This is a genomic window from Planococcus sp. APC 3900 (assembly GCF_030407735.1).
Lineage (GTDB): Bacteria > Bacillota > Bacilli > Bacillales_A > Planococcaceae > Planococcus > Planococcus notacanthi.
This window is the reverse complement of sequence record NZ_JASDCT010000004.1, coordinates 72,724-93,479: the sequence shown is the minus strand read 5'-3', so window position 1 is coordinate 93,479 and position 20,756 is coordinate 72,724. Positions and strand designations below refer to the sequence as shown.

Below are 20,756 nucleotides of genomic sequence, written 5' to 3'. Positions count from 1 at the left end.
GGTAGCCGCGAAGGCTTCAGGTAGAAACGCGATTTGTTCAGGTAAAGATCCTCACTCTTCATGTAGAATCGCAAATAGTTCGTGTAGCCGCGAAGACTTCAGGTAGAAACGCGATTTGTTCAGGTAAAGATCTTCACTCTTCATGTAGAATCGCAAATAGTTCAGGTAGCACCACAAAAATCTCATGTAAAACCCAAAACCTCCACATAATGAAAGGATCCCGTAAGCGCCAATTGCCGCTTACGGGATCCCCTCTTCAAAAAACTACAATTCCACTTTCATGCCCGCTCCGCTTGCTTCTGCTTTGCTGTAAACGCCTTTGGCGACGGCTAAGTCGAAATAAGCGGCGCCGACGCATTTGAAGAAAGTGATTTCGGATTCTGCTTCACGTCCGGCAATGTCGCCAGCAACCAATTGCGCAAGTTCTGCATGCAGCTGGTCGAATGACCAGGCGCCGCTTGCCGCGCTGTGGATCAGTTCGCCCGCTTCGTCTTTGACGCCGGCAATGTCATCCGCCACGATTTTATTGGCGCGCAGGATAGTGGTTTCGTCCATTTCACGCATGCTAGGCAAGTAAGAGCCGACGCCGTTGATATGCGTTCCTGGCTTCAAGTCTTCCCCGTTAAACACAGGCTCGTTCGAACGTGTCGCGCAGCAGATGATGTCTGCCTGTTGAACTGCCGACGAGACGATGGTCTCAACGACATATGGAATTTCCACACCGAATGCCACAAGGCTTTCCCCGAAGCGCTCCGCTTTTGCCGGCGTCCGGTTGACCAGGATGATCTTTTCGATTGGCCGCACCGCCAGTACGCCAAGCACCTGCTCAAATGCCATCGCGCCTGTGCCGATGACGGTCAGCACACGGCTTTCTTTGCGTGCCAACAAATCGGTGGCGATGCCGCTGAGCGCCCCTGTCCGCAAGCGGGTTAAATAAGAAGCGGTCATCATCGCGACATGCTCGCCATTGTCGCCGTCGGATAATAAGATGACGCCTTGCGTAGTCGGCTTGCCCTGTGCCGGATTTTCCGGGAAGATGGTGACGATTTTGACGCCAGAGATTTTATTCGCCATATCGGCACTCGGCATGTATAACGCCGATGCCTGCCGTTCCGGGAAATCAAGAACCGTACGATGCGGACTGTTGATCTGTCCCTCTTGCTTGGCCCGAAGCATTTCCGTAACGTCACGGATGGCGTCTTCCATGTGGTATTGCTGCTGAATCTGCTGTTCGTTGATGATAAGCACAGTAAATAGCCCCCTAAAAAATAAGCCGCTTAGACGCGGCTTTCTTTTGTTACTAAAGTTGGTTCCGGTTGAGCCTGTCTACCGCTCAAATCCTTTACTGCCCAGATGGACAGGAGTGAAATGACCGCCGTCAGGATGATGTAAAGCGCTACCGGCACATAAGAATTATCGAATGTCGCCAATAGGAATGTTGCGACGAGCGGCGCTGTTCCGCCTGCCAGGGCTGCACCGATCTGATAGCCTAATGTAACTCCAGTATAACGCACTTTGGCGTCGAAGATTTCTGAAAACATCGTGCCCAGCACTGCTGTAATCGGCGCCCAAATGATGCCAAGCCCGATAATCGTCGCGATGATCAATAAAGCTATAGACCCTTGCTGCAACAACCAGAAATACGGGAAAGCGAATAACGCCATCGCCACAGATCCTGTAATGTACATCTTTTTGCGGCCGACACGGTCGGATAATGCACCCATGATTGGAATTAAAATCGTTGTGATGACTGTCGCAATCATAACCGCCGCCAGCGTCGCGGTTCTTGAAAATTCAAGATTCGTTGTTGCATACGATACGACAAAAGTTCCGAAAATGTAGAACGGTGCCGTTTCAACAACTTTTGCGCCGATGGCAATCAATACTTCGCGCCAGTGGTATTTCAAGGTTTCCACAATCGGCACTTTAGGAATTTCACCGGATGCCTGAACGGCTTTAAATTCCGGCGTTTCGTCGATGCCTTTACGGATCCATAAGCCGAAGATCACCAGGAACGCACTCAGGATGAACGGCACACGCCAGCCCCAGCTCATGAACGCCGCTTCCGGCAATAACGTCATGATGTATAAAGCCAAGGTTCCCATAACCATACCGATGGTGACGCCCATTTGCGGGATACTGCCGAAAAATCCGCGTCTTTCAGGCGGTGCGTATTCTGTTGCCAGCAACAGCGCCCCTCCCCACTCGCCGCCGATGCCAAGCCCTTGAATCAAACGAAGCGAAATCAACAGAATAGGTGCTGCAACGCCAATCGCCTGATATGTCGGCAATAACCCCATAGCGAACGTGGCAAATCCCATCAAACTTAAGGTGATGACCAGCGTCTTTTTGCGGCCGATGCGATCGCCGATATGGCTGAAGATGATGCCGCCGAATGGACGGATAAAGAACGATAAGGCAAAAGATGCGTAAGCGAGCATCAGCCCGACTGTCGGATCTTCATTGACGAAAAACAATTGATTGAATACCAAAGCTGCCATCGTACCGTACAGGAAATAATCAAACCATTCAATCGAACTTCCCACCAGACTCGCTGTCAATACCTTACGTGTTTGTTTTTTATCCATTCTATTTCCCCCTTGCGAATAAATTGAAGTGACACTTTAATTCTCCCTTTTCAACAGTTTAGTCAGTTAGCAATATTCTGTCAATATCTTGTCATAATTTTATTTCTCCACCATCTACGGTATGATGAAAGCAGAACATTTAGCAAAGAGGGGTTTCTGCATGTCGGACGGAACAATTGGGATTACACTGAAAAGCCTTCGCAAGGAGCGCAAGATGACGTTAAAAGAGCTGGCGGAACAAACGGATGTCTCCATCAGTTTTCTGTCGCAGGTTGAACGCGGCAAATCGAGCGTGACGCTGGAATCGCTGCGCAAAATAGCGGATGCCCTGAACGTGGACCCCAGCCTGTTTTTTACGAATGAAACCGAGGAAATCGATTGGGCAACGCGCCTCGAACGGTTTTATTACAAAGATTTGTCACAAGGAGTAAAAGAAGCCAGCTTCGTACCGATGCTGGTGACCTTGAAGCCGGGTGATTCAGAAGGCAATCCTTTTGCGCACAGCGGCTACGAGTTTTTATTTGTGGTGGATGGGGTGTTGACTGTGGAAGTCGAAGGCGAACGCACCGAGCTCGCCCAGCAGCAGTCGATCCTGTTCGATGCACGCCAAAAACATTATTGGTTCAACTTAACGGAACAAGATGTACGGTTTTTACTGGTATCATCCAAAACGAATTAAGGGGAGTCCGTCTATGCATCCAATCAAAGATCCGCAAGTAGATGAATTTATCGAAGCGCTGGAAAGCCCGACACAGGAAATCGTGGCGCAGCTGCGCACATTGGTGTTCGAAGCCTATCCCGAAATGGACGAAGGCTTTAAATGGGCTAAGCCGAGCTACGCCAAAGAAGGGCTGGTGTGCTATATGCAGACCGCCAAAAACCACGTCAACTTCGGTTTCTACCGGGGCGCCGAACTTCGCGACGAATCCAATCTACTGGAAGGCGACGGCAAAAAAATGCGTCATGTCCGGCTGAACCGGGCCGATGACATCCAGGCGGATGAGCTGAAGCTGCTAATCTGGGATGCAGTGGAATTGAATCGGAAATAACGAAAAGCGGAAGCGCCCATGTAGATTCGACGGGCATAAGACGCATTGGCGAAGCGGCGTTTCTTCAGCCGCATAGCCAAGGGGGCTTATGACCCTAGAATCTGGGTGCTGGAGTCTGGACAATAAGAAAAGTGAAGGCAGCCGAATTGCTGCACATTGAAAATAACCTTAAACACATAAAAAAAACGAGGCGCAATCCGCCTCGTTTTTCTATTTTATTGCTTCAAAAGTGATGATGGAATCTGCATTTTTCGGGTACTGGCCAAATTGATAGCCTGATGAGATGCTGATGTTGTTGAAACCGACTTTCTCCAGAATCGCTTTGAATTCCTCAACTCCGTACCAACGCATCGGGTAACGTTCAAGTTCTATCTCGACAAGCCGTCCTTCACGCCAACGTTCGTATCGCCCTTGCGAAACGAAGTATTGCCGGATCCAGTCCACTTCGATTTTCTTGCTTTCCACTGTCAGCGTGTCGCCGTTCGCAGCTTGCCACGTCCGCGTCGACGTTTTCTCCAGTTCGATGTTTGAAGGCACATGCAAATCGACAATCAATCGCCCGCCTGCTTCCAAATGGTGATGGAAATTGTGCAACGCCTGCACCGATGCCTCGCGTTCATAAAGCAACAGGAAGGTCCCTGTCGGAATGACAATAGCTGCATACTTTGCATCAATCGAGAACGACTCCATTTTGGCATTGAACAATTTCGGCTCCAGCCCCCGCGCTTTGCAATTGGCACGGCACGTATCCAGCGTTTCCTCGGATAAATCAAAGCCGTCCACCTGGAAGCCTTTTTCCAGCATGGGCACGAGCATGCGACCCGTTCCTGTCGCCGGCTCCAGAATGCGTCCGTTGCAGGAAGCGAGCCGCTCCAAATAATATTCGATGTCCCCGAACGAACTGCCGATCGGCTTATCGAGGTCATAGACTTCTGACGACAACCTGCTGTAATACCCTAACAACCCATCACCCCATCCGCTTTATGAAATCACAAATAAGTTAACAATGACTGCGATGATATTTGGTACAGCCAACAATACCCAATTTCTCATTTTCGTTACGCGCTGCTGCTTTTCGCGGCGTTTTTCTGAACTTGTTGTTCTTGTGGACTTATTTTTGCCGGTGCCCAATGCCAAGACGCCCCAAATTAATGCAACGCCTGCAACGATGCCGCTGATGATGTAGACCAGTGACCAATCGTTCATCAAATAGGCCACCAACACGCCGATCAAAGCGATGACTGTTCCAGTTAAAAAGTATTTCATGCTATTGCTCTCTCCTTTAGCTGCTGTGGATGGTTAAAACTTCCCTGCACATCAATTTTATCAAATGTCACCCGATAGAGGTAGCTGTTAGCGAGGATTTTTGAATCCTGGCTCGAGCGGATGAGTTGTTAGAAGGTGATTTGAAGTTTCTACATGACTATTTCAGCCGGCTACATGAGCTATTCAGGTTCTTACAGGGGTTTTGTCTTTCTACCTGAACATAGCGCGTTGCTACATGCCTATATAGGGTTTCTACCTCACTAATTCAACCGGCTACATGAACTAGTCGACTCTCTACACGAATTCCACACCTCTACATGAACACTCCAAGTTGCTACATGACTAGCTGGGGTTTCTACCTCACTAATTCATCCCGCTACCTGAACTAGTCGACTCTCTACATGAATTCCACACCCCTACATGAACACTCCACGTTTCAACCTCATTACCCGCCCCTGCTACCTCAACTATCCAGCTCCCTACAAGCCCCAAGAATTCCAACCCCGTTCAAGCCCGAAAAATGATGCAGTCCGCCTGCGCGAACTGCGATCAACCACTTCAAATCACTGTTCTCCTGAAGCCGGCTGCTTAACCTAAAGAATCGCAAAAGCCGCCCGCCGCAGCGAACAGCTTGCTTTGATTTCATAATTTGCGGTACCGCTTTAAAGCGATGATGTTCAGGAAGATGAAAACCGCTGCAAAAGTAGCGAGTGCCAGCAAATTGCTGGAAACATCCGCCAACCCTTCCCCTCTGTACATGATGGCTTTCAAGGCATCGGCCGCATAGTACAGCGGCATGATGCGGCTGATGTTCTGCAGCCAATCTGCCATGCCTTCGAGCGGGATGATGCCGGCGAAGAAGATTTGTGGAACGACGACAATCGGGATGAACTGGACCATTTGGAATTCGGAGGATGCAAAAGTCGACAGCAAAATGCCGAGCGACAAGGCCACCAACGCCAGCATAAGATTTATCACGATGACGTGCCACACTTGGCCGACCATGACCATCTCCAAAACCCGAATGGAATAAAACACCACAATGATGGTTTGGATGATGGCGAAAATCCCGAAACCGATCAAATAGGCGAAAACGATTTCCCAGCGCCGGATTGGCGTCGCCAGCAATCGCTCCAAGGTGCCGGACACCCGTTCTTTCAACAAACCGATTCCCGAAATCAAGAAGACGAAAAAGAAAACGAAAAAGCCCACAAGTATCGGTCCGAGAACATCAAAGAATTCCGTCTCCTCATCTCCATAAATATATTCCGCTTCAATGCTTGCAGAGACTCCCGCTCCCCCTTGCATAGCGGCAGCTTGTGTCACCTGCATCAATAAAGCCCGTGATGTGCCTGGGTCATTGTTTTCCAATGTCACCTCAAAACCGCCATCGTTTACTTCCAGCAAGCCGTCCAATCCATCTTCGACGACGGTTTGACTATCGGCTTCACTATAGGGAACCACATCGATCGACGCATTTTCCAAAGCAACGGTGAGCAGCTCAGTGCCGCCGACAACGCCAAGCCGCGGGTTTTCATTATCGCCGTTGAAAAAGAAATACATCAGGGTCAGGACGATGAGCGGCGCAAAAAACAGTAGTGCCATTGTCCGCTTGTCGCGCAGCAGCTGCAGCATGATCCGTTTAATCAGTGCCAAAATTCTCATTGCGCACCCCTTCCTGCCTGCAGAAAGACGCCTTCCAAATCAACTGCTCCATATGCAGCCTTTAATTCGTCCGGCGTGCCAGTTGCCAGGATTCCGCCTTCACGAACCATGGCGATGCGATCGCATTTTTCCGCTTCATCCATAACATGCGTTGTTACAATGATGGTTTTTCCCTGCTGGCGTTTCAAAAGCATCAATTCGTTCCAAATCGACAATCGAAGTTCCGGATCGATGCCGACAGTCGGCTCGTCCAGAATCAAAATTTGCGGATCGTGGACCAAAGCGATAGCCAGCGACAATCGGCGCTTCATGCCTCCCGAATAAGCAGCTACTTTCTTGCCAAGTTCATCAGTCAACTGGACCAAATCCGCTGCATAGGCGAGGCGTTCTTTCAGCACTGCCTGTTTCATTTTGTAAAGTGAAGCGAAAAAACGCAGGTTTTCCCTGCCCGTCAGTTCCGGATACAAAGCGTCGGATTGCGCCATGTAGCCGATGTCTTGGAGCAACGACAAATTGGGCACCTGTTTGCCGAGCACCTCTACCATACCGCCGCTCGGTGAATCGATGCCGACAATCATCTTCACCAAAGTGGTTTTCCCCGAACCCGATGGACCGATCAATCCGAAAATCTCGCCGCCTGCAACTTGCAGGTCGACTTCTTTGAGCACTGCCGTTTTCCCATAGGTTTTGCTGAGTTTATTGATGGAGATGCTGGTGTCCATATGCATTCCCTCCAGTCAGAATAAAAACCTGTTGATACTTTGTATTCTACGCTCATTTTTAAAAAAGCAAAGCAGCGGGTTTGCTGCTTTGCTTTTGGGTAATAGGGTAATGGAAGTGTATAAGAATCATCAGCACAGAACGGGCGCCTCTGCTTTTCTTTGTCCAGACTCCGGCAGCCAGCTCCTCGAGTCGCTTCAGCCTTTCCAGAAATGGCTGAAGAAACGCCATTACCGGCAAGGCCTCCAGCGCTTGTCGGAGCTAAACGGCCGCCTCCGCTTTTCCTTGTCCAGACTCCGCAGCCAGCTCCTCGAGCCGCTTCGCCAGATCGTCCACCCGGCAGAGCTAAACGGCCGCCCTCGCTTTTCCTATTCCCATTCAGAGGCCAACATCCCATACACCACATGGTCAACATAGTGGTCGTACAGCCATTCGGCTTGTCGGATGGTGCCTTCTTCGGTATAGCCGAGGCGTTCAGGAATGCTGCGGCTTTTGTGGTTGTCGACTGCTGCACGGATCTCGACTTTATTCAACTGGAGATCTTTCAGCGCATAATCGGTCAAGGCTTTGGCGACGCGGGTCATGATGCCATTTCCTTGGTATTCATGGCCCAGCCAGTAGCCGATGTAGGCTGTCTTGTTGGCATGGTTGATGTTGTTGAAACCTGCGATTCCGACGATTTCCCCTTGATAGAGAATCACTGCGCCCAGGCTTTTTCCTTCAACAAAGTTGCTGCTGCCGGACTTGATGAAGTCTTGAGTATCCTGCAATTTAGTGGTGAAATCGAGCCACGGCAGCCACTCTTTCAAATAGTCCCGCGAGGCATCGGTTAGTTCGAAAATACGTTCGGCATCCCGCATTTCCTGAAGTTTGAGGGACAGGTCTTCGTCAATTTTATGTATGAACATGGCGGTGCCTCCTTTTTATATGTAGACCATCGTAGCATACCTATCAGAATTTTCCATCCGTAATTTTTTGCGCAGGAAAAACCTAATTTGTAGATTTGTGCTCTTATTCACATGGTGAAACGTGTAAAATGAATAGAGAACAAAGCGTGACTTTATTTCAGGGAGGAGCGTGAAGAGTATGGAAACCGTCGACCCCGGAATTCCGTTATACTTGTGGATGTTTTTATTCTTGATGTTTCTGGTGATGGCGTTTATCGGCTTGGTCATCTACACGAGCCGCAAAAGCATGCCACGCGACATTCTGCCGCCACAGAATAAGCAATCCAAGCTGCTGGCGGAACAGTATGCCAATGGCGAAATCAGCGAAGAAGAATATCGGAAACGCATGAAAGAGTTGGAGAAACAATCCACCAAACCATAACGTCTGTTACAGAAAGGAAGTTGGAGACCATGGGAGAGTTTTTCACGCCGGGCAACCCGGCACTTGGCGTAACCATCGCTGTTGGATTTATCGTTCTGTTAGCCGGAATCGGAACATTGCTTTGGCTGACGTTGCTTAAAGCACGCAAAAAATCAGCCAGTACAGAGCCAAGCGGACCGAACCGAGCGGTTGATGCGCTGCATCAGAGCTATATCAACGGCGAAATCACCAAGGAAGAATACAATGAACAACTGCGTGATTTAAAAGGGCCGCCAAAAAACTGATTGTGCAGTTTTTGTGGAGTTTCTCGATTTCCGTTTAATTAGCAAGTGAAAGGGAAATCAAAAAGAGAAGCAACAAAATCTGAAACTGGAGGTTTTATTGATGGCACATGAACAACATGCAGAACTGATTAAAACCTTGCACGATTGCGCAGCAGCGTGCAACCACTGTTTTGACGCGTGCTTACAGGAAGACGATGTGAAGATGATGGCGCAATGCATTCGCTTGGACCGGGAATGTGCAGATATTTGTGCGTATCTGGAACACGCCATTACCCGCAACTCTCCATTCGTTGCTGAGTTGGCACAAGCTTGCGCAGCCATTTGTGAAGCATGCGGCGATGAATGTGCGAAACACGATCATGACCACTGCCAAAAATGTGCGGAGGCCTGCAAGAAATGTGCAGAAGCTTGCCGCAGCGTAGCTTAATCTTTTACTGAAAACCCGGCTGCTGGGAGATTCCCGGCAGCCGGGCTTTTATGATGGCAGGAATAGGGGTTTTTCGACATAATGGAACCAAAGGAGTGGATTCGGATGGCTCGAACAGTATTGGTGATAGGCGCCGGCATCGGTGGATTAACGGCGGGTTCGTTGCTCGCAAAAGCGGGATGGCCGGTGACGCTGCTCGAAGCTTCTTCGGAACTCGGGGGCTGTGCAGGGAAATTCAAGCGCCATAAGTATTTATTTCCTGCCGGTGCCACGCTTGGCATGGGCATTGAACCGGGAGGCATCCACGAGCGGGTCTTCCGGTTTCTCGGCAAACCGATGGCCATCGAACCGCTTGAGCAAGTCATGGAAATGGTCCATCCAGAAGCAACGTTTGTGTTCCATAAAGACCGCGTACGCCATGTCGACGGCATTGCGGCACATTTCCCTGAATACAGCGATCAGATTCATACATTCTATAAGGAAATCTACCAGACTGCGGCCATTGTGCGTACCTTGATGGACCCGCTCCCTGCCCTGCCTCCTTCAACGGCGGCCGAATGGGCATTTCTGGCAAAATCCATACGCCCAAAACACGTCAAGCTTCTGCCTTTCTTTAATCAAACTCTAGGCCATCGGCTGAAAAAGCATGGACTTGGTGACTTGCAGGAGTTTCGCCATATGCTCGACGGCCTGCTGATCGACAGCATGCAGACCGGCAGCGAAGATGTGGCGTATTTATTGGCGGCAGTGGCGCTTGATATTTACCATGAAGGGGCCTATTATGTGCCCGGCGGCTTATACCGTTTTTCCGAATTGATGGGCGACAGCCTGAAAGACAATGGCGGTGTCCTGAAAAAGCGGCGGACGCTGGAGAAGTTGGAACGGAAAGGCAACTTGTGGATGGCAACCGATCATCGCGGCAATGTCTATGAAGCAACGGATGTCATCTTGAATGTGCCGATCCAGCAATTGCCGAAGATTTTGGCGCCGGAGCTGGTTTCTAAACTGAAAGTTTCGTTGCGCGACGGCATTGCCGGCGAGACGTGGGCGACCCTGACGCTGTATCTGGCGGTCGATTCGGCCAAGCTGAAAGAACCGCTGCCGGCTTTCCGCCAGATTTCAACAGGTGACGGGCTGGCAGAAGGCGGCCATTTTTTCATGTCCTCCTCGGTTCCCGGCGATGAATTGCGTGCGCCTGAAGGTTTTCAGACCGTGACGATTTCTACGCATTCGCGGACAGACCAGTGGATTGGCAAAGAAAAATACGAAGAGACGCGTGCGGTTTTAACAGAGCGCATGCTCCAGGCCATCCAAGATGCCATCCCTGAATTCCGGGAAGCCATCGTCCATATGGAAAGCGGCGCGCCTAAAGCGTGGGAACGTTTTGCAGGACGTCCGAATGGTTTCGTCGGGGGCTTCCCGCAAACTTTGGATGCGGCATTGTTCAATTCCATTTCGCATCATTCCGGTTTGCCGAACCTGTATGTCTGCGGCGATCATATTTTCCCTGGCGGCGGAACCATAGGCGCGGCTGCCAGCGGGATTCATGCAGCACGGTCGGTATCGGGTGAACGATTGGTGTAAGGCAGTTGAAGCACGAACCAGCCCAAAGGCACAATGAAAACCGCTGTCGAGAGTTTCCCAACAGCGGTTTTCTAATTGATCCATTTATAACCGATGCCCCACACTGTCTGGAAATGGTCGTCGATTGGAAAGCCGGCCTGACGAATTTTCTCTCGAACGTTGCGGACATGAGAATCCACTGTACGGCCTTCCGTTTCCGAGTCAAAGCCCCACACTAATTCGAGCAAGCGGTCCCGCTCGAATACTTTATTCGGGTTTTTCATCAACAGGCCGAGCATGGAAAACTCTTTAGGTGTCAGGCGGATCGGCTGGTGGTTAAAGCTCAACTCGAAACCCTCTTCTTCCCAGACCAAGCCGTCCAATTCAATGCGCTTTGGCGGGGCGCTGCGGCGCAGCAGAGCTTCCATCCGCGCCAGCAATTCCTCTTCTCCAAAAGGCTTCGTCATGTAATCGTCCGCTCCAAGCCGAAGCCCTTTAACGATGTCTTCTTGCTGCTCACGGGCAGTCAGCATGATGATCGGCACATTGGAGAATTTGCGGATTTCGCGGCACACTTCCCAGCCGTCCATATCCGGCATCATGATATCCAGCAGCACCAAATCGAAGGCTTCTTTATTCAACAGCTCGAGTGCCTGTTTGCCGCTGTCTGCTTTGACGCAACGGTAATCATATGGCCGCAAATACAGCGCCACCAGATCGAGCATCCGTTTTTCGTCATCGACCAATAATACTTTATGAATGATTTCCACCCCTTTTCAGCCGGATCGTAACAGCGGTCCCTTTGTTCAATTGGCTATCAATGCGGATTCTGCCGCCATGCGACTCGACGATTTCTTTGGCGATTGCCAACCCCAGCCCCGATCCTCCACGTTCACGTGACCGTGATTTTTCTACGCGGTACAACCGGTCAAAGACAAAGGGCAGCTCTTCCTGGGGAATTCCCTGGCCTTCGTCACTGACTCGAATAGCGATGCCATCCCCTTCTTCACAGCATTCCACATCTACATGGCCACCCGCACTTGAATGTTTGCGGGCGTTGTCGAGTATGTTCAACAACACCTGTTGAATGCGTTCAGAATCAATAAAGGCCTGGATATCTTCCCCGCAATTAACGGACAATGAAATTTGCTGTTCGTCAAAAGCTGGTTTAACCAACAGCGCCACCGACTTCAACAATGCTGCAATCGAAACGTCGTTCTGCTCAATGGCGAATTGATTGCGGTCCAGCTTTGCCAAGTCGAATAGATTTCCGACCAGCACCGTTAAATGAGCGGCTTCTTCACGGATGATGCCCATGTATTCTTCGCGTTCCCGCTCTGTCGTGTCCGGACGGTCCAGAATATCTGCATAGCCCTTGATATAAGTCAGTGGTGTCCGCAATTCATGTGAAATGCTCGACAGGAATTCATTGCGGGCATTTTTCAGGTGATCGAGGTCCGTCGACAATTTGGTGATGGCGTTCGCCAATTCCCCGAGCTCATCATTTCGTTCATTTGTCAGATCCACCCGGTTGTTGCCCTGGCTCAATTGCTCCGTCGCTTCCTTCATACGGATCAGCGGCAGCGTGATGAACCGCGACAGCAGCAGGATGGTGATGATGGTCAAGACCACTGTAATCATGCCAATCCACAGAAATTGGTTTTTCAGATGGCCAATGATGCGCTCGATGTTGGTGGTTGGCGCAAACATAAAGACATGCCCTTCATGGCGGCCGTCTATCGTAATGGGACTGTCCGTCGCGATATAGCGCTTGTCCTGCCAGTCTTCCTCGATGATGGCTCCGTCGACAGGCACCTCTTCGAAATCGGTATGCTCGAGCACTTCCACCATTTCCGGTTCCAACGCATCGGAATTGACTAGAATTTCACCCGAAACATCGGTAATGACGACAATAAAATCAGAGGCCGATTCCATAATGCCGACATGGGTTAACGTCATCTCTTCAAAACTATCCTCCAGCACATCGCTGTGTGTCTCACCGCGCGCCAATAAATTCTCCATCACTTCGTCAACGCGTTCATTGACCAACGTGAAATAAAGCGTTGAAAATAAAAGCGCTTCGATGATTAAAATAAAACCAAAAAACAACAAGCCGATTTTCAAGGATAATTTATTGAACATGTGGACCTCCGCCAATCAAGGAAATTTCTGTTATTCTTCAACTTGTCCAGCATTCAGGATCTGCTTCCAGGCACCTCCGCCATCTTCAGAAATAAAAGCATGCCCCGCAGCTGTGTAGATGGCTATTTCATCAGTATCCGACGGGTTTTGAGCAATATAGAGGATGCCATCTTCCGGCATATCCGGCAGTTCAAACGCCTGTTCTTCATCCTTTTCCCAAGTATACTGGATGAGCTCCGCTTGTGTGCCATATGTTGCGTAATACAACGCTTCCTCATAGAAGAAAACCGCGGTTCCGTAGATTCCATCTTCCGTCAGCCGGGTGAAGCTTTCCCCACCGTCTTTCGACAGGAAGATCCCTTCAGTGGTCGCAGCGGCAATCAATTGCGAATCGCTCGGATGCATCGCAAAAGAAGAAACCTCGCCTTCAAGCCCTGTTCCGCTTACCTGTTGCCAGTTCTCTCCTTCGTCTTCACTGCGGAAATACCCTGGTCCCATCTGTGAATTTTCCTGCGGATTCATAACAAACAAGTGGTGGCTGCGGTAGCCGGCCGCCATGCCATGAAAATCCGTTTCTCCTTCAAAGCCCATGTGATTGAGCGACCGGCCGCCGTCCTTGCTGCGCTGGATGCCGATCGGATTTTGCATCATCGATCCGGGACCCGGGTGGCCTGATGTATAAAAGCCGTCATCCACTGCATTAAAGCCCATGTAATCATGGAGATGGTCACTGGTTTCCAGCCATTTTCCGTCCCGGTAAATCTTCAACCCGTGATGCGAGGCAAAATAAAGGCCCTCTTCATTTTCAATATAACCCATACCGTGGACATGATCCATGCGGCCATCAAAAGCTACTTCAAAATCCTCCGTGGTTTCGGCTGTTTCATTCGTCTCCGTCTCGCTGTTGGTTGTCGTCTCCGGGTTTGACTCTTCCGGTTCTTCGGCTTCTCCACATCCTGCAAGCAACAGGCCTGCCAGCAAAGGAGCTGCAAACCATTTTCTGTTCATTCCGCTCATTCCTTTCGTCTTCCCATCTGGATTCATTGTACAAGAAAAGTTTTGATTTTTTGTGCAGATTCTGCACAGCATTTGCATATTTTTTGGGTACAGTGTAAAGACCAAACACATGAAAGAGGGATTCACATGAAGAAAAACAACTTTCTCCTGATGACGATGTCCGCTTTGACAGCTGTCACATTGGCGGCCTGCAATGAACCGGCGGAAAACGCAGTGAACCCGGCAGATCCCGACAACCAAATCGAGATGAATGAAGAAATGGACGAAGAGATGGGGCACGGCGGAATGGATCATTCCAGTTCCGGTGAAGTGCCGGAAGGACTGGCCGAAGCTGAGAATCCGACATTTCCTGTTGGCAGCCAAGCTATCATAAGTGCGGATCATATGCCTGGAATGGACGGCGCTCAAGCGACCATCTCCGGTGCATACGACACGACCGTCTACGCGTTGAGTTTCACACCGACGTCAGGCGGCGAACCGGTCGAAAACCATAAATGGGTGATTCATGAAGAACTGAAGAATCCCGGAGACGCCCCCCTTTCTCCAGGTGATGAAGCGGTGATTGCCGCCGATCATATGGAAGGCATGGACGGCGCCACGGCCACGATCGATTCGGCAGAAACAACTACCGTCTACATGGTCGACTTTAAAACAACTGACACCGATGAAGACGTCACAAACCATAAATGGGTTACTGAAAGCGAATTATCCGCTGAATAAAGCCAGCATCCTCTGCATTTTTCGCGGAGGATGCTTTTTTCATTGATGAACGAGCATTTATTCCACTGAACCAGATTTCCGCCTGGAAGAAGCATGGATCCCCCGCTTTCCACATATGGTATTATTACAAAAAGCACATCTGTATGAAGGAGCTTTTCACCATGATCCGATTTCACAAAGCTGATATTCAAAAGCGGCCTTTTCAGCCGAAAGATACCATAAATTTAAAAATGAAGATGATCGGATTGATCGCTCTGCTGATTTTGTCGATCGTTTTGGTCATTGGCATTTTCCTCAATCACTTCATCACCGATACGCTGGAAGCTCAGATGGGCGAACAGGCCCTGAGCGTAGCCGAAAGCGTGGCGCTCAATCCCGATATTGCGGAGGCTTTTAAAACGCAAGATCCCGCGGCGATTATTCAGCCGCTTGTTTCCCCAGTTCAGCAGTCAACCGCGGCTGAATTTATCGTGGTCGGAAACAGGGACGAAATCCGCTACTCGCACCCCAATCCTGAACAGATCGGCAAAAAGATGGTCGGCGAAGACAATGAACGAGCACTGAACAATGGTGAATCCTACGTTTCTGAGGCTACTGGAACGCTTGGCAATTCACTGCGCGCGAAAGTGCCGATTTACTCAGGAGATGACATTATCGGTGTCGTGTCCGTTGGGTTTCTCGCTAAAGACATCCAGACGCTGATCGGCGACTACAACCATGAGTTATGGCTGATGCTGTTGATCATTGGGCTAGTTGGCATTATTGTTGCGATTGCCATCGCCACCTACATTAAACGGAAACTGCATGGCCTGGAACCTGAGGAAATCTCGCGTCTGCTGTTTCAGAAAGAGACCATCCTGCAGTCGACACACGAAGGCATCATCGCCGTGGACGATACCGGAAGGATTACCTTGCTCAATCAGATGGCGCAGCAATTGTTGTTCGGCAACGAACGGGATGGGGACAAACTCATTGGCCAGCCCATTCGGCAAGTCCTCCCCACTTCCGATTTGCCGGATATTCTGAAAACCCGGATGAGCCATTTTGATCAGGAAGAGGTCTATGGAAGCTATGCGGTCTACGTCAACTCAGGTCCGATTTATTATGAAGATACGCTGGTCGGCGCCGTTTCCACTTTCCGCAATAAAACCGAAATCGACCGGCTGACAAAAGAGCTGTCACATATCAAGCAATACGCCAACGCACTGCGCGCACAAACCCATGAGTTTTCCAATAAGCTCTACACCATTTCAGGGCTGGTCCATTTGAATAAAAAGGAGGAAGTCCTTGATTTTATTCGGATGGAAAATGACATTCAGCAGGAATGGATCCAGCAAGTCATCGACAAAGTTAACGATCCATTGATCAGTGGCATTCTGATCGGCAAGCTCAATCAAGCAAGCGAACAGCAGGTCCAACTCACGATTGACCCGGATAGCCGGCTGCAGACACCTTTGTCGGAACAGCAAAGCCGTGCATTGCTGACCGCTATCGGCAATCTGATCGACAATGCACTTGACGCAGTGAAGGAATGTTCGCCGGACAGAAAGCAAATCAGCCTCTATTTCACGGACGTCGGAGATGATATCTTACTGGAAATCGATGATTCGGGACCGGGAATTCCGGATGGGCAAGAGCAACAATTATTCGACAAGGGCTTTTCATCGAAAAGCGGCCCAGACCGCGGTTATGGGCTAAATACCACGAGACAGCTTATTGCCGGTGCCGGCGGTGAATTGCATGCAGAGGAAAGTGAACTCGGCGGAGCCTGCTTTGTCGTTTCATTACCGAAAAAGGAGAATGCGTTATGAGACAGATGCTTCATGTACTGATTATTGAAGACGATTTCCGCGTTGCCGAAATCAATCGCCAGCTTGTGGAGCAGGTCGCTGGCTACCAAGTCGATGGCGTCGCCAAAACAGGCGATGAAGCGATGGCGTTCCTGCAAAGTTGCGGACAGCTGCCGGATTTGATTTTACTGGACGTTTTTATTCCTGACCGCAAGGGGCTGGAACTGCTTCAGGAAATCCGGCACAGTTTCCACGCTGTTGACGTGATGATGCTGTCGGCTGCCAAGGATACGGCCACAATTGAAGAAGCGCTGCGCTGCGGCATTTTCGATTACCTCGTCAAGCCGGTGGATTTTTCCCGTTTTGAACAAGCACTATTGCGCTTCGGCGAACAAAAAGCATTGCTTGCTTCCCGGCAAGAACTGGAACAGACGGACATCGACAGGCTGATTGGCATCGAACCTATTGCCGTTCTTTCCGAGACGGCTGATGGGCATTTGCCTAAAGGCATTGACCAGCTGACCTTGGTCGGCGTCATCGAAATTCTGCAATCCTCCGCCCCGGAAGGCCTCAACGCCATGGAGACTGGAAAAGCGGTGGGCGTCAGCCGTTCCACTGCCCGGCGTTACTTGGAACATCTCGTTTCCATCGGCGAAGCAAAAGCACAATTGAATTACGGAGAAATCGGCAGGCCCGAAAGACGTTATATTCCGTGGACAAAATGATCAAAACCACCTTAATGCTCTTTAGTTTGCTTAATTGAATAATCTTATTTTTCAAATCCCTCTGTGCTAAGTTAAGAACAATAACTTAGAAGCAGAGGGATTTTACACAAAATGCGATTTTGTATGCGTTTACAATTCCTCCTTCATTTTAGTCTTTTATCTACAGGGAGGAATTCTTATGTTAAGTCTTATTGGATTATTGACCATCGTTGTCATTGTCGGATTGTTGATCAGCAATAAAATTACACCGATCGTCGCGCTTGTTCTTGTGCCGATTGTTGCTGCTTTTGTAGCGGGCTTCAGCTTTGCTGAAATCGGCGATTTCTTCAACAGTGGCATTGAATCAGTGATGAGCGTTGTCATCATGTTCATCTTCGCGATTCTGTTTTTCGGCATCATGCAGGATGTCGGCTTGTTCGACCCGCTGATCAATAAAATGATTGCGGTATCACGTGGAAATGTCATTGCAGTGGCAGTCGGAACTGTGCTGATTGCAGCAGTCGCACAACTTGATGGATCAGGCGCTTCGACATTCCTGATCACCATCCCTGCTTTATTGCCATTGTATAAACGCTTGAAAATGAACCCTTACTTGTTGCTGCTATTGGTCGGTACTTCCGCCAGTATCATGAACATGCTGCCTTGGGGCGGCCCCCTTGGCCGTACGGCAGCTGTGCTGGGCGTTGATGTTACCGAATTATGGCGTCCGTTGATCAAAGTCCAGGTGATTGGGTTGGTGTTGTTGATTGGATTGGCTGTTTTATTGGCCATCCGTGAAAAGCGCTTGATTGCCAAACGCGGAGATTTTAACGAAGAACTTTATGAAGAAGCACAACCCCTTGTTAAAGGGGCGCAAGATGAAGCTTCATTGAAAGCCGCATCTCTTCGCCGTCCGAAATTGCTTTGGGTCAATACTCTTTTGGCCATTGCCGTCATCGGCATTTTGGTTTGGGGCATCATCCCTGCCGGCTTTGCCTTTATGATTGGTGTCAGCTTGGCTTTGCCATTGAACTACCCGAATATGAAAGACCAGATGGACCGAATCAAAGACCATGCACCAAACGCATTGTTGATGGCCGCCATCATTTTGGCAGCCGGTTCGTTCCTTGGTATTTTGAACGGCACCTTGATGCTGGATTCAATCGCCAATGATCTGGTGAAAATCCTGCCCGCCTTCGTCATTCCGTATCTTCACATCATCATCGGATTTTTGGGTGTACCTTTTGATTTATTGCTTAGTACTGATGCTTATTACTTCGCTTTATTCCCGATTGTGGAACAAGTGGTTACTGAATTCGGCGTCTCATCCTTGTCGGCTGCCTATGCCATGATGATCGGCAATATCATCGGCACATTCGTCAGCCCGTTTTCTCCAGCTCTTTGGCTGGCTCTTGGATTGGCCGGACTCGAAATGGGGCGCCATATCCGTTATTCGCTTCCAATCATGTGGGGATTCAGTATCGTCTTGCTTGGAATTTCGATTTTGATTGGCGTTGTGTAAGGAAATAGTTTAAGAGCCAGCCACAGTGGACCTGTGGCTGGCTTTTTGATGTGGATTTCTTTGGTTGTTTGCAGAATATGGATATATACGCACGCCCAGCGACTTTTGCGCACGCTCAAACAGATTTACGCACGTTCAGCCCTAATCGCACAAAAAAAAGCACGGCAGAAAATCTCTGCCGTGCACTAAAAACGATCAGGAAAGCAATGGAATCCGTTCGTGGTATTTCTTGATCATTTGCGTGTTATGTTCGTCCGCTCCGTCGATATTGCCGCTCCGGAAAATGGGCGGTTCAAAGCCCGCATCAGCCATTTTCTTGATGGCTTCCGCGAAAATGCCGTTCAGTATGGCCGCTCCGACGACAGTGGAAGTCGGGCCGAATGGAACGTCGACACCTTCGTATGACAGGATCGCATCCCCTGCCACGGAATGATTGTCGATGACCAGGTCTACTGCATTAAACAGGTGTTGGCCTGTTATGTGGCGCGAAGGCTGGTTACCGGAATACTCCAGTGACGTCAGGCCGATGACGAATGCCCCTTTTTCCCGCGCCGCCAATGCAACATCCACCGGCACGGGGTTGCGCCCGGAAGTCGAGATGATAAAGACTATATCGCCTGCGCGGAAGTCCTGTTCTTTCAGGAATCCTGCCGCATACTCGCTTTGCCGCTCAAGTTGCGACGATTGGACCGCGCCTTCGTGCAGCATCAACGGTTCCACAAAAATCGGCTTGATCGGCACCAAACCACCGGCGCGGTAAAACACTTCCTCCGCCAGAATATGCGAATGCCCGCAGCCGAACAATTGGATGATGCCGCCGGACTGAATGGCAGATGCCACTTTCCCGGCTGCTTCAAGCATCGCCTTTGCTTCATTTTTCTCGACAAGCTCCAGACGTTCCTGTACTTGTTTGAAATAACTGCTTAACATCCGATCAGCTCCAGTCTAGCTGCTTACGCTTGTCCAAGTCCTTCAGCCACGATCAATTCGTCGACTTTGGCCATCAACGATTCTTCGTCGCTGCCGTCAGCTGTGATAGTGATGCTGTTGCCTTTGGAAACGCCAAGTGACATGACGCCCATGATGGATTTCAGGTTTACTTCTCTTTCCTTATAAACCATTTTGACGTCTGAAGAAAACGGGGATACCGCTCCTACCAATTTTGAAGCCGGGCGTGCATGAAGACCTTCGTCGCTTGTGATGGTATAGCTTTTTTCAATCATGTCCATTTCTCCTCTTTTGTTATCTTTGTATGTCGGTCGTAAATTTGTAGCGGTCGGCACGATAGGTGCTGCGGACCACTTCGAATGGCATTTCACCCGCGAGATAGCTGATGCGTTCAATCATCAGGATGGCTGCCGGCGGTTTGATTTGCAGCAGATCAGCATCTTCTTTTTTCACCAAGCCCGCTTCCATCCGTTGAGTGGCGCGGCTGATGGTCAGTTGCTGGTCTTTCTCGATCATAGCATACAGCGAACCTTTGAACGAATCCTGGTGCAGGTCCGGAAACTGTTTGACCGGCAAATAGGTGCGTTCAATAGCCATTGGCTTGTCGTCGGCAAAGCGAATGCGTTCGACGAAATAGACCTCATCCCCTTGTGCCATTTGCAGAGCGGCCGAAATGTCGGATTCCGGCTCCAGAATCTCAAAGTTAATCATCTTGCTGCTCGGGACCATACCGCGCGCCATCATATCCTCCGTGAAGCTCGTCAAACCATTCAGCGGCTGCTCGACTTTCGGTGATGCCACAAATGTGCCACGCCCTTTTTCACGGTACAATAAGCCGTCATTGACGAGATTGGTGATGGCCTGGCGCACCGTCATGCGGCTGACGTCAAAACGTTCAGTCAGTTCACGTTCAGAAGGAATCGTGGTGCCAATCGGGAAATCCCCTTGCTGGATCTGCTGTTTCAACTGTTCTTCTATTTGAATGTAAATGGGAATCGGCGATTGTTTGTCCAGCACAGCGA

The 20,756-nt window shown here is 49.9% G+C and carries 23 protein-coding genes; 10 read left to right on the top strand and 13 right to left on the bottom strand.

Annotated features, from left to right (window positions below; all coding sequences use genetic code 11):
- Positions 1–264: 264 nt before the first annotated feature.
- A complete protein-coding gene (locus QMA04_RS09540; protein ID WP_290185387.1) occupies positions 265–1,248 on the bottom strand; it encodes an ornithine cyclodeaminase family protein in 984 nt (327 codons plus the stop codon).
- Positions 1,249–1,277: 29 nt separating this feature from the next.
- Positions 1,278–2,588 carry an MFS transporter gene (locus tag QMA04_RS09535; RefSeq protein ID WP_290185385.1) on the bottom strand — a complete coding sequence of 437 codons (1,311 nt, stop codon included), beginning with the start codon at positions 2,586–2,588 and terminating at the stop codon, positions 1,278–1,280.
- 160 nt (positions 2,589–2,748) lie between these two features.
- Here QMA04_RS09535 and QMA04_RS09530 point away from each other — a divergent pair, with 160 nt between their 5' ends.
- Complete coding sequence (locus tag QMA04_RS09530) at positions 2,749–3,267, top strand: helix-turn-helix domain-containing protein (protein WP_290185384.1); 519 nt, start codon at positions 2,749–2,751, stop codon at positions 3,265–3,267.
- 13 nt (positions 3,268–3,280) lie between these two features.
- Complete coding sequence (locus QMA04_RS09525; protein ID WP_203341113.1) at positions 3,281–3,637, top strand: DUF1801 domain-containing protein; 357 nt, start codon at positions 3,281–3,283, stop codon at positions 3,635–3,637.
- 210 nt (positions 3,638–3,847) lie between these two features.
- Here QMA04_RS09525 and QMA04_RS09520 read toward each other — a convergent pair whose 3' ends face one another.
- The 5 genes from QMA04_RS09520 to QMA04_RS09500 all read right to left on the bottom strand — a co-directional run bounded on the left by QMA04_RS09520 (position 3,848) and on the right by QMA04_RS09500 (position 8,196).
- Positions 3,848–4,600, bottom strand: coding sequence for a class I SAM-dependent methyltransferase (locus QMA04_RS09520; protein ID WP_290185382.1), 753 nt, complete (start codon positions 4,598–4,600; stop codon positions 3,848–3,850).
- An 18-nt stretch (positions 4,601–4,618) separates the two neighbouring features.
- A complete protein-coding gene (locus QMA04_RS09515; RefSeq protein ID WP_191716373.1) occupies positions 4,619–4,903 on the bottom strand; it encodes a DUF5316 domain-containing protein in 285 nt (94 codons plus the stop codon).
- Between the two features lie 642 nt (positions 4,904–5,545).
- On the bottom strand, positions 5,546–6,568 hold the full coding sequence (locus QMA04_RS09510; RefSeq protein ID WP_290185380.1) for an ABC transporter permease: 1,023 nt from the start codon (positions 6,566–6,568) through the stop codon (positions 5,546–5,548).
- On the bottom strand, positions 6,565–7,290 hold the full coding sequence (locus tag QMA04_RS09505) for an ABC transporter ATP-binding protein (RefSeq protein WP_290185379.1): 726 nt from the start codon (positions 7,288–7,290) through the stop codon (positions 6,565–6,567). Before QMA04_RS09505 ends, QMA04_RS09510 begins: the two co-directional genes overlap by 4 nt.
- 366 nt (positions 7,291–7,656) lie before the next feature.
- On the bottom strand, positions 7,657–8,196 hold the full coding sequence (locus QMA04_RS09500) for a GNAT family N-acetyltransferase (RefSeq protein ID WP_290185378.1): 540 nt from the start codon (positions 8,194–8,196) through the stop codon (positions 7,657–7,659).
- 178 nt (positions 8,197–8,374) lie between these two features.
- Here QMA04_RS09500 and QMA04_RS09495 point away from each other — a divergent pair, with 178 nt between their 5' ends.
- From QMA04_RS09495 to QMA04_RS09480, 4 genes are all read left to right on the top strand, one after another.
- Positions 8,375–8,617 carry an SHOCT domain-containing protein gene (locus QMA04_RS09495; RefSeq protein WP_290185376.1) on the top strand — a complete coding sequence of 81 codons (243 nt, stop codon included), beginning with the start codon at positions 8,375–8,377 and terminating at the stop codon, positions 8,615–8,617.
- 29 nt (positions 8,618–8,646) lie between these two features.
- The gene (locus QMA04_RS09490; RefSeq protein WP_191716378.1) at positions 8,647–8,901 is read left to right on the top strand and encodes an SHOCT domain-containing protein; all 255 of its coding nucleotides are present in this window, start codon (positions 8,647–8,649) and stop codon (positions 8,899–8,901) included.
- 100 nt (positions 8,902–9,001) lie between these two features.
- Positions 9,002–9,328 (top strand): four-helix bundle copper-binding protein, encoded by a 327-nt coding sequence (locus tag QMA04_RS09485; RefSeq protein ID WP_191716379.1) that lies wholly within the window; start codon positions 9,002–9,004, stop codon positions 9,326–9,328.
- Positions 9,329–9,433: 105 nt separating this feature from the next.
- On the top strand, positions 9,434–10,912 hold the full coding sequence (locus tag QMA04_RS09480; RefSeq protein WP_290185375.1) for a phytoene desaturase family protein: 1,479 nt from the start codon (positions 9,434–9,436) through the stop codon (positions 10,910–10,912).
- A gap of 71 nt (positions 10,913–10,983) precedes the next feature.
- Here the strand turns inward: QMA04_RS09480 and QMA04_RS09475 are convergent, their stop codons facing one another.
- From QMA04_RS09475 to QMA04_RS09465, 3 genes are read right to left on the bottom strand one after another with little or no spacing between them, the layout of a single operon-like run.
- Positions 10,984–11,652 (bottom strand): response regulator transcription factor, encoded by a 669-nt coding sequence (locus QMA04_RS09475; protein ID WP_203341172.1) that lies wholly within the window; start codon positions 11,650–11,652, stop codon positions 10,984–10,986.
- Positions 11,645–13,033 carry a sensor histidine kinase gene (locus tag QMA04_RS09470; protein WP_290185374.1) on the bottom strand — a complete coding sequence of 463 codons (1,389 nt, stop codon included), beginning with the start codon at positions 13,031–13,033 and terminating at the stop codon, positions 11,645–11,647. Before QMA04_RS09470 ends, QMA04_RS09475 begins: the two co-directional genes overlap by 8 nt.
- Positions 13,034–13,063: 30 nt before the next feature.
- The gene (locus tag QMA04_RS09465) at positions 13,064–14,041 is read right to left on the bottom strand and encodes a F510_1955 family glycosylhydrolase (RefSeq protein ID WP_290185372.1); all 978 of its coding nucleotides are present in this window, start codon (positions 14,039–14,041) and stop codon (positions 13,064–13,066) included.
- A 135-nt stretch (positions 14,042–14,176) separates the two neighbouring features.
- On the opposite strand from QMA04_RS09465, the gene QMA04_RS09460 reads away from it, so the two are divergent.
- The 4 genes from QMA04_RS09460 (at position 14,177) to QMA04_RS09445 (ending at position 18,786) form a co-directional block, all read left to right on the top strand.
- A complete protein-coding gene (locus tag QMA04_RS09460; RefSeq protein WP_290185371.1) occupies positions 14,177–14,770 on the top strand; it encodes a YdhK family protein in 594 nt (197 codons plus the stop codon).
- 161 nt (positions 14,771–14,931) lie between these two features.
- A complete protein-coding gene (locus QMA04_RS09455) occupies positions 14,932–16,581 on the top strand; it encodes an ATP-binding protein (protein WP_290185369.1) in 1,650 nt (549 codons plus the stop codon).
- The gene (locus tag QMA04_RS09450; RefSeq protein ID WP_191716385.1) at positions 16,578–17,285 is read left to right on the top strand and encodes a response regulator; all 708 of its coding nucleotides are present in this window, start codon (positions 16,578–16,580) and stop codon (positions 17,283–17,285) included. The genes QMA04_RS09455 and QMA04_RS09450 overlap by 4 nt, the downstream gene beginning before the upstream one ends.
- Positions 17,286–17,463: 178 nt before the next feature.
- A complete protein-coding gene (locus tag QMA04_RS09445) occupies positions 17,464–18,786 on the top strand; it encodes a CitMHS family transporter (RefSeq protein WP_290185366.1) in 1,323 nt (440 codons plus the stop codon).
- A gap of 195 nt (positions 18,787–18,981) precedes the next feature.
- On the opposite strand, the gene QMA04_RS09440 is transcribed toward QMA04_RS09445, so the two are convergent.
- From QMA04_RS09440 to QMA04_RS09430, 3 genes are read right to left on the bottom strand one after another with little or no spacing between them, the layout of a single operon-like run.
- A complete protein-coding gene (locus QMA04_RS09440; protein ID WP_290185364.1) occupies positions 18,982–19,716 on the bottom strand; it encodes an SIS domain-containing protein in 735 nt (244 codons plus the stop codon).
- A gap of 23 nt (positions 19,717–19,739) precedes the next feature.
- A complete protein-coding gene (locus QMA04_RS09435; RefSeq protein WP_191716388.1) occupies positions 19,740–20,009 on the bottom strand; it encodes a phosphocarrier protein HPr in 270 nt (89 codons plus the stop codon).
- Positions 20,010–20,028: 19 nt separating this feature from the next.
- The gene (locus tag QMA04_RS09430) at positions 20,029–20,751 is read right to left on the bottom strand and encodes a GntR family transcriptional regulator (protein ID WP_290185362.1); all 723 of its coding nucleotides are present in this window, start codon (positions 20,749–20,751) and stop codon (positions 20,029–20,031) included.
- Between the last annotated feature and the right edge of the window lie 5 nt (positions 20,752–20,756).